Annotated in this window: 5 protein-coding genes and 2 pseudogenes; 4 read left to right on the top strand and 3 right to left on the bottom strand. The window is 52.5% G+C overall.

The window, feature by feature from the left end:
- Positions 1-245: 245 nt before the first annotated feature.
- Positions 246-548: a GIY-YIG nuclease family protein gene (locus ACTBDZ_RS02100; RefSeq protein WP_438814050.1), complete on the top strand. Its 303-nt coding sequence runs from the start codon at positions 246-248 to the stop codon at positions 546-548.
- Between the two features lie 5 nt (positions 549-553).
- Here ACTBDZ_RS02100 and ACTBDZ_RS02095 read toward each other — a convergent pair whose 3' ends face one another.
- Together ACTBDZ_RS02095 and ubiT are read right to left on the bottom strand one after the other, a co-directional pair.
- A complete protein-coding gene (locus ACTBDZ_RS02095; RefSeq protein WP_438814048.1) occupies positions 554-1,063 on the bottom strand; it encodes a GNAT family N-acetyltransferase in 510 nt (169 codons plus the stop codon).
- On the bottom strand, positions 1,057-1,581 hold the full coding sequence (gene ubiT, locus ACTBDZ_RS02090; RefSeq protein WP_438814047.1) for a ubiquinone anaerobic biosynthesis accessory factor UbiT: 525 nt from the start codon (positions 1,579-1,581) through the stop codon (positions 1,057-1,059). Before ubiT ends, ACTBDZ_RS02095 begins: the two co-directional genes overlap by 7 nt.
- A gap of 379 nt (positions 1,582-1,960) precedes the next feature.
- Between ubiT and ubiU the strand changes: the two are divergent.
- The 3 genes and pseudogenes from ubiU to ACTBDZ_RS02075 all read left to right on the top strand — a co-directional run bounded on the left by ubiU (position 1,961) and on the right by ACTBDZ_RS02075 (position 4,981).
- Positions 1,961-2,957, top strand: a pseudogene (gene ubiU, locus ACTBDZ_RS02085) (ubiquinone anaerobic biosynthesis protein UbiU).
- A 25-nt stretch (positions 2,958-2,982) separates the two neighbouring features.
- Positions 2,983-3,852, top strand: a complete 870-nt coding sequence (locus ACTBDZ_RS02080; protein ID WP_438814046.1) for a U32 family peptidase — start codon at positions 2,983-2,985, stop codon at positions 3,850-3,852.
- Between the two features lie 97 nt (positions 3,853-3,949).
- Entirely contained in the window at positions 3,950-4,981 is a 1,032-nt protein-coding gene (locus ACTBDZ_RS02075; protein ID WP_438814045.1) for a luciferase-like monooxygenase, read from the top strand.
- 135 nt (positions 4,982-5,116) lie between these two features.
- On the opposite strand, the pseudogene cptA reads toward ACTBDZ_RS02075, so the two are convergent.
- Positions 5,117-6,836, bottom strand: a pseudogene (gene cptA, locus ACTBDZ_RS02070) (phosphoethanolamine transferase CptA).
- Positions 6,837-7,077 lie beyond the last annotated feature (241 nt).

Below are 7,077 nucleotides of genomic sequence, written 5' to 3'. Positions count from 1 at the left end.
GTTCAGTATTGGTGACAGACCACCACAAGTATCCAACCTCAATTCTATTCACAAGACCATCGTTGATGTTCTCGGCGAGCGATACCGTCGAATTTATTCTTAAAGTAGGTGCGGAATGACGGTTATATTATCAATGCAAGTAAAGTTATCGTTACATAAAAACCACATAAAAAATAATGTTTTTTGAGTTCGGTGCTTCAGGCTACACTGCCATTATCGTGACTGATAAAGACGCCCCCTTAACCATGACAGACGCCTCACGCCCCCAATGGCAACTCTATATGCTGCGCACCGCTAACGGCGCACTTTATACTGGCATCACGCGCGATGTGGCGCGCAGAGTGGCACAGCACCAGGATGGAAAAGGCGCAAAGGCACTGCGAGGAAAAGGCGAACTGACGCTGGTCTATCACTGTGAAGTGGGGGATCACACCACGGCGTTACGGCTGGAATACCGCCTGAAGCAACTGAGCAAACAGCAAAAAGAGAGGCTGGTACGCGACCAGCCTACGACGCTCTCTGACTTTATACGTACTGATGTCCCCTGAAGCGCTCAGGGGAGAAAACGTTGGAAGGGAGCAGCATAATCCACGATGCCACTCACGCCTTCAAAATGGTTATCGGAAAGCGGGTACATCTGGAAAGCGTCATCACTATCAGGCCAGCGGCAGCGTAACTGCTGCTCCCGGGCAGGCACAAAACCAAAGCGAGCATAATAAGCGGGAGAACCGAGCACCACCACGGCGGTGTAGCCAAACTCGTTTAGCGCATCCAGCCCTTCGTAAACCAGCTTTTCATCCCATCCTTGACGGCGCAGCGTTTCATCTACCGCCAGCGGCCCCAAAGCGACCCACTGCCGATCTTCCTCTGCGATGGTCACCGGGCTAAAAGCGACATATCCCATCACCACGCCTTCGTCATCCGTCGCGACAACGCCAAGCGTTAACAGCCCGTCTTCCCGCAGTTGATGAACCAGTTCGGCCTCTGCCGAGGTGGGAAACGCACGACGCAGCAGCGCATCAATACCCGCTGCATCTACCGGAATTTCCACCCGTACTAACATGTGGTGGCCGCGCGATCGTCAGCGTGCATCGCGCCCTCATGTAATCCCGCCTCAACGAAATCGGCCAAACGCAGCAGGCCAATACGCAACGGCGCTGGCATGGTATCCAGATCGATAGAATCCATCAGGTTTTTAACATACAGACCCAGTTCGGTGTCACCTTCAATGCGCAAGCGACGCTGGAAAAACAGCGTATCGGGATCTTCACAGCGTGCGGCGATCAGTACCAGATCGTTGGCTTCGGCACTGAAGCTGACATCTTCCACTTCATGCTGGCTCACCACCAGGCGCTCGTCTCGCAATGTCACAAACCAGGTCAGCCCGACATCACGGACTTCCACTTTCAGCCAGCGTTCTGTCAGAAATGACAGCTCACCTTCATCCAGCGCCTGCTGAAACTGCCAGCTCAGCACCCGTTCCAAAACCTGCCGCTGTAAGGCAAATGGGGTGAACTTCAGAGGCTTACCTAACAAGCCCGGACCTTGACGCACAATCTGTGCCCGTAATTTTTCCAACACTGATGACCCCTTATAAAGCAAACCGTTCAATCCAAGCCACTCACCCGCTGAACGCAGGGTCCGCTCAGGCCATGCGCACCGCATGTGCTGCTTTTCTCATCACGCTATTTTGCCACAGCCCAGTAAAGCAGACGCGATGCCGGGTCAATAATTTCATTATTATGCACGGAAATCTCGGTAATGCATGCAAGCAATCCCTATTCATTACACGATAAGCTGGCCTAAATCAAAGTTCTGCACCAGCGGGTTAATTAAGATTCCCTAACGTTAAAGAAGGGTCATGCGTTGATAATCGATTGTTATACCCATTTTCCGCATGCCCCCGCCCTGCATCAGCCCTGACATGACATCAGGCTGCCTGATGAATGAGGAAACCCGTATGGAATTACTGTGCCCCGCAGGGAACCTGCCCGCACTGAAAGCGGCAATTGATAACGGTGCCGACGCTGTTTACATCGGGCTAAAAGACGATACCAACGCACGCCACTTCGCCGGGTTGAACTTCACGGACAAGAAGTTGCAGGAGGCGAGCGACTATGTGCATCGCCATCAGCGCAAATTGCATATCGCCATCAATACGTTTGCCCACCCAAACTGCTATCAACGCTGGGAGCGCGCTGTCGATATGGCGGCCAATATGGGTGCCGATGCGCTGATCCTGGCTGACCTTGCCATGCTTGAGTATGCCGCAGAGCGCTATCCGCATATTGAACGGCACGTCTCTGTACAAGCATCTGCCACTAACGAAGAAGCAATTCGTTTTTATCAGCTCCATTTTGCGGTTCACCGCATCGTACTGCCTCGCGTGTTGTCGATCCATCAGGTTAAACAATTGGCGCGTACTAGCCCGGTGCCGCTGGAAGTGTTCGCGTTCGGCAACCTGTGCATCATGGCTGAAGGTCGCTGTTACCTCTCCTCCATACCTGACGAGGGAATCCCCCAATACCGTAGGTGCTTGTTCGCCCGCTCGTTTTGTGCGCTGGCAGCAAACCGAAAAAGGGATGGAATCGCGCTTGAATAATGTCCTGATCGACAGATATCAGGATGATGAAAATGCCGGTTATCCCACGCTGTGCAAAGGTCGCTATCTGGTGGGCGGCGAGCGTTATCACACACTGGAAGAGCCAACCAGCCTGAACACGCTGGAGTTACTGCCGGAACTGATGGCAGCCAACATTGCCTCGGTAAAAATCGAAGGACGTCAGCGCAGCCCAGCCTATGTCAGCCAAATCACCCGCGTCTGGCGACAAGCCATTGACCGTTGCATCGCGTCTCCCGGCACCTTCACCACGAGTGCGGAGTGGATGTCAGCGCTCGGGGCAGTGGCGGAAGACACGCAAACCACGCTGGGTGCGTACCACCGAAAATGGCAATAAGCGGCAGGTGAGAGAAGAGAACAGTATGAAATATGCGTTAGGTGCCATCCTCTACTATTGGCAAAAAACGGATGTAGAAGCCTTTTATCAGGCAGCCAGCCAGAGCAGCGCCGATATTATCTATTTAGGTGAAACGGTGTGCAGCAAGCGGCGCGCCATCAAAGTGGTCGATCTGGCGAAACAACTCGCCGCCAGCGGCAAGCAAATTGTATTGTCTACGTTGGCGTTAATTCAGGCTCCCTCAGAACTCAGCGAATTGAAACGCTATGTGGAGAACGGAGAGTTCCTGCTGGAAGCCAACGATCTCGGCGCAGTGAACATGGCCGCAGACCGGCATTTACCGTTTGTCGCGGGCCATGCGCTCAACTGCTACAACGCCCACACGCTGCGTCTGTTGCATAAGCAAGGGATGATGCGCTGGTGCATGCCGGTAGAGCTTTCCCGCGACTGGCTGAGCGACCTGCTCGACCAATGCGATGAGCTCGGTTTTCGCCATCAGTTCGAGGTGGAAGTGCTGAGTTACGGGCACTTGCCGTTAGCTTATTCAGCGCGCTGTTTCACCGCTCGCTCAGAAAACCGCGCCAAGGATGAGTGTGAAACCTGCTGCATCAAGTACCCGCAGGGGCGCGCCATGCTGTCGCAGGAAAACCAGCAGGTGTTTGTGCTCAACGGTATCCAGACGCAGAGCGGCTATTGCTATAACCTCGGCAACGAACTGGCGTCCATGCAAGGTCTGGTGGATATCGTTCGCTTATCGCCGCAGTCGCTGGATACGCTGCCCCTGATCGATAGCTTCCGCGCTAACGAGCAAGGCCAGGCACCGCTGCCCCTGATGCAAGATGCCGATTGTAACGGCTACTGGCGACGCGTCGCCGGTCTGGAATTGGTGTCCTGACAGGCGTCGGGCGGCGATCCGCCCGATCGCCCGTTTTGAATATAAAAAAATGCGGACGTGCGCAATACTGTGAAAAAAACACAGTGAGCCTGCCGCAATGTCAACCGATACCCAAACAACACTGTTTTCTCACGATATCCCGTTTTCCGTTTTGGATTTAGCGCCGATCCCACAGAGGACGACGCCCAGAGATGCCTTTCATCACTCGCTCGATCTGACGCAGCACGCGGAAAAATGGAGCTACCACCGTTATTGGCTAGCCGAACACCACAACATGACCGGTATCGCCAGCGCCGCAACCTCGGTACTGATCGGTTATCTTGCTTCCGGCACAGCGCGCATCCGGCTAGGATCCGGTGGCGTCATGCTGCCAAACCACTCCCCGCTGGTGATCGCCGAGCAGTTCGGTACGCTGGAATCACTCTACCCCGAACGCATCGATTTAGGCTTGGGACGCGCGCCGGGCACCGATCAGCGTACCATGATGGCCCTGCGTCGCCACCAGAATGCGGAAATCGACGATTTCCCCCGCGATTTACAAGAATTACAACGCTATTTTGCTGATGCTCAACCAGACCAGGCGGTGCGCACCGTGCCGGGTCAAGGCTTGCAGGTGCCCCTCTGGCTGTTGGGTTCCAGCCTCTACAGCGCGCAATTAGCGGCAGCATTAGAGTTACCGTTTGCCTTCGCCGCACATTTCGCCCCGGATATGTTGCTTCAGGCGATGGCGCTATACCGGGAGAAATTCAAACCCTCCAGCACGTTGAACAAGCCCTATGCCATGGTGTGCGTGAACGTGATTGCGGCTGAAAGTGAACGCGATGCGCGTTTCTTGTTCACCTCAGTACAACAGCAGTTCCTGAATTTGCGTCGTGGGCAACCTGGGCCGCTGCCTGAGCCGGTTCAAGATATGGATTCACTCTGGTCTCCAGCCGAACAGTTTGGTGTGGATCAAGCGCTGCGTTTAGCGATCGTGGGTGACAACAGTAAAGTGCAGCATGGCTTGCGCAGCTTGCTGCGAGAGACTAAAGCAGACGAGATCATGATCAATGGGCAAATCTTTGATCATCAAGCACGAAAAGACTCTTTCGAGCGGATCATCCAGATACGTCAGTCACTTTTTGACTAATCACAGAAGAGCAAGCGACAACGAGCGTATCATCCCCGGCGTAGGCCGGGGATCTCTAACAGAAGGAAAGCGTTTAGCCTATCCGAGATTCCCGCCTACGCGGGAATGACGACCCAGGGGGAATGGCAAGTGACATCACCTGCTATCAGCTGTCATCGGCAAGCTGTCAAAGGTGCGCAGTGCCTTCTTACCGTAAGGATCGCCGATCAAACGTTTTGATTCTCGAAACGCAGGACTGACCAGGCTTTTTTCCGGCTCCTGAAGATCGTAGCTGAGTCCTGCCAACGTTGACCAGGTATGCAGCAAATGTGCATTGCTGTATTTCCGGTTTACGTAAGGGGCATAGTCGATCGGGTGATCTTTCTGCCACTGTGGCGAATTCCAGAGAATGAATGGCACCGTGTACATGCTACGCGTCGGTGCAGATTCATCGCGCCCGAGCACGTTGTGCGGCGGCGTCTCGTAAACGTCCTCACCGTGATCCGAGAAGTAGAGCAGGAAACCATTCGGCTGCGTTTTTTCAAAGGTGCGGATCAGAGTTTCGACCACGTAATCGTTGTACAGCTCAGCATTGTCGTAATCGTTGTAGACTTCGACATCGCTGTCGCTCACGCCGTCAGGAATGCCTTCTCGCCCGACAAATTTCGTTGTCTCTTCCGGATAACGAAATTTGTATTTCATGTGAGTACCTAACAGGTGCACCACAATGAATTTCTTCTCAGCGGGATCGGCCAATACCTTTTCAAACGGCGCGAACACCACGTCATCATACTGCCGCGCGCTTTGGGTGCGCTGATTGTTCATATAGAACTGTTCGTCTGTCTGCTGAGAGAACACTGTCAGCAACGTATTTCGTTTGGTCATGGTCTGCTGATTGGTGATCCAGAACGTTTTGTATCCGGCCTGTTTCATCATGTTCATCAGCGAGGGTTTGGTCAGATAGAGATCCGGCTGCAACTCATCGGCAAACGTCAGCGCCTGCTGCAAGATTTCAATGGTGTACGGACGTGAGGTCACGACATCGTTGAACACCACCAGATTGGGATCGCTTTTACGCAACGCATCCAGTCGCGGCGTGGTCTCACGACCATAGCCATACAGGCTCATGCGGCTACTGGTGGTTGACTCACCGATCACCAGCACCAGCGTGCGCGGCGTATCACCATTCGCGTCTTTTAGGTTTGCCAGCGGGGGCAATGCCGCATTCTGCTTGAGCATTTCTGTCATGCTTGCCAACTGCTGGCGGTACTCAACATAACCCGCAATATACTGCCACGGTGCGGTAGTGGACATACGGCTTGCCAGATAACCGCTGGCCTCTTCCAATGTCTCACCCTCGTTATGCATTTTTTTATAAAGGGGAACACCAAACAGCACTACGGCAATTAAAGGTGCATACCGTCACTTTATATTTAAACGGCAGGTAAACTGGTCGCACTTTACGCCACAGGAACCCAACTATCACCGTATAAAAAAGCAATATAGCCAAAACTTTCAGACTGAAATATTGACTTACATATTCACCGGCCTCTTTGCTATTAGACTCGAACATCACAAACATAACGCTTTGTGAAAACTCTTGTTTATATATCGAGTAATAGCCCAGGGCGATCAAAGAGGTAGCCCATAACAAGATACCCAGTACGCTGCTAATGATTTTGGTTCTGGCAGGGAAAACAAAAACGGGGATCAGCCATAGCAAGCTGTAAAGTAATGAATCGCGTAATCCCGTGGTACCACTATGACCAGTAAGAACAATGACAAGCTGGAGTACGCAGGAGAAAAACCAAAAATAGAGCAAAAGCCATCCGAGCGAACGCCAACTAAAGCGTTCCTTAACAAAGAGTTCAGACATATTTAATTCCACACAACGTTGTTATTTTTTATGCAGCGCCAAATAGCACTACTTTAATGAGGTCTATTTTTTTAGTACCTCTCTTCCGGCACCGCAATAACTACGCCGAAGAGTTGGACTATCCCTTTAAAACCTTAAAACAAAATTAAGTTCAGCCGGTGAGTCAAAAAAAAACGGCCCACCATTATCGGCGGGCCGCTTTTTATACCAAAAAAAATACAAGGGTAAAAGTTATGTAAAG

Source organism: Symbiopectobacterium sp., from assembly GCF_051710365.1.
Lineage (GTDB): Bacteria > Pseudomonadota > Gammaproteobacteria > Enterobacterales > Enterobacteriaceae > Symbiopectobacterium.
This window is presented reverse-complemented; position numbering and strand designations above follow the sequence as displayed.

Coding starts and splice junctions, on each gene's coding strand:
- ACTBDZ_RS02100 (WP_438814050.1), top strand. CDS start 246: ATGACAGACGCCTCACGCCCCCAATGGCAACTCTATATGCTGCGCACC.
- ACTBDZ_RS02095 (WP_438814048.1), bottom strand. CDS start 1,063: ATGTTAGTACGGGTGGAAATTCCGGTAGATGCAGCGGGTATTGATGCG.
- ACTBDZ_RS02080 (WP_438814046.1), top strand. CDS start 2,983: ATGAAATATGCGTTAGGTGCCATCCTCTACTATTGGCAAAAAACGGAT.
- ACTBDZ_RS02075 (WP_438814045.1), top strand. CDS start 3,950: ATGTCAACCGATACCCAAACAACACTGTTTTCTCACGATATCCCGTTT.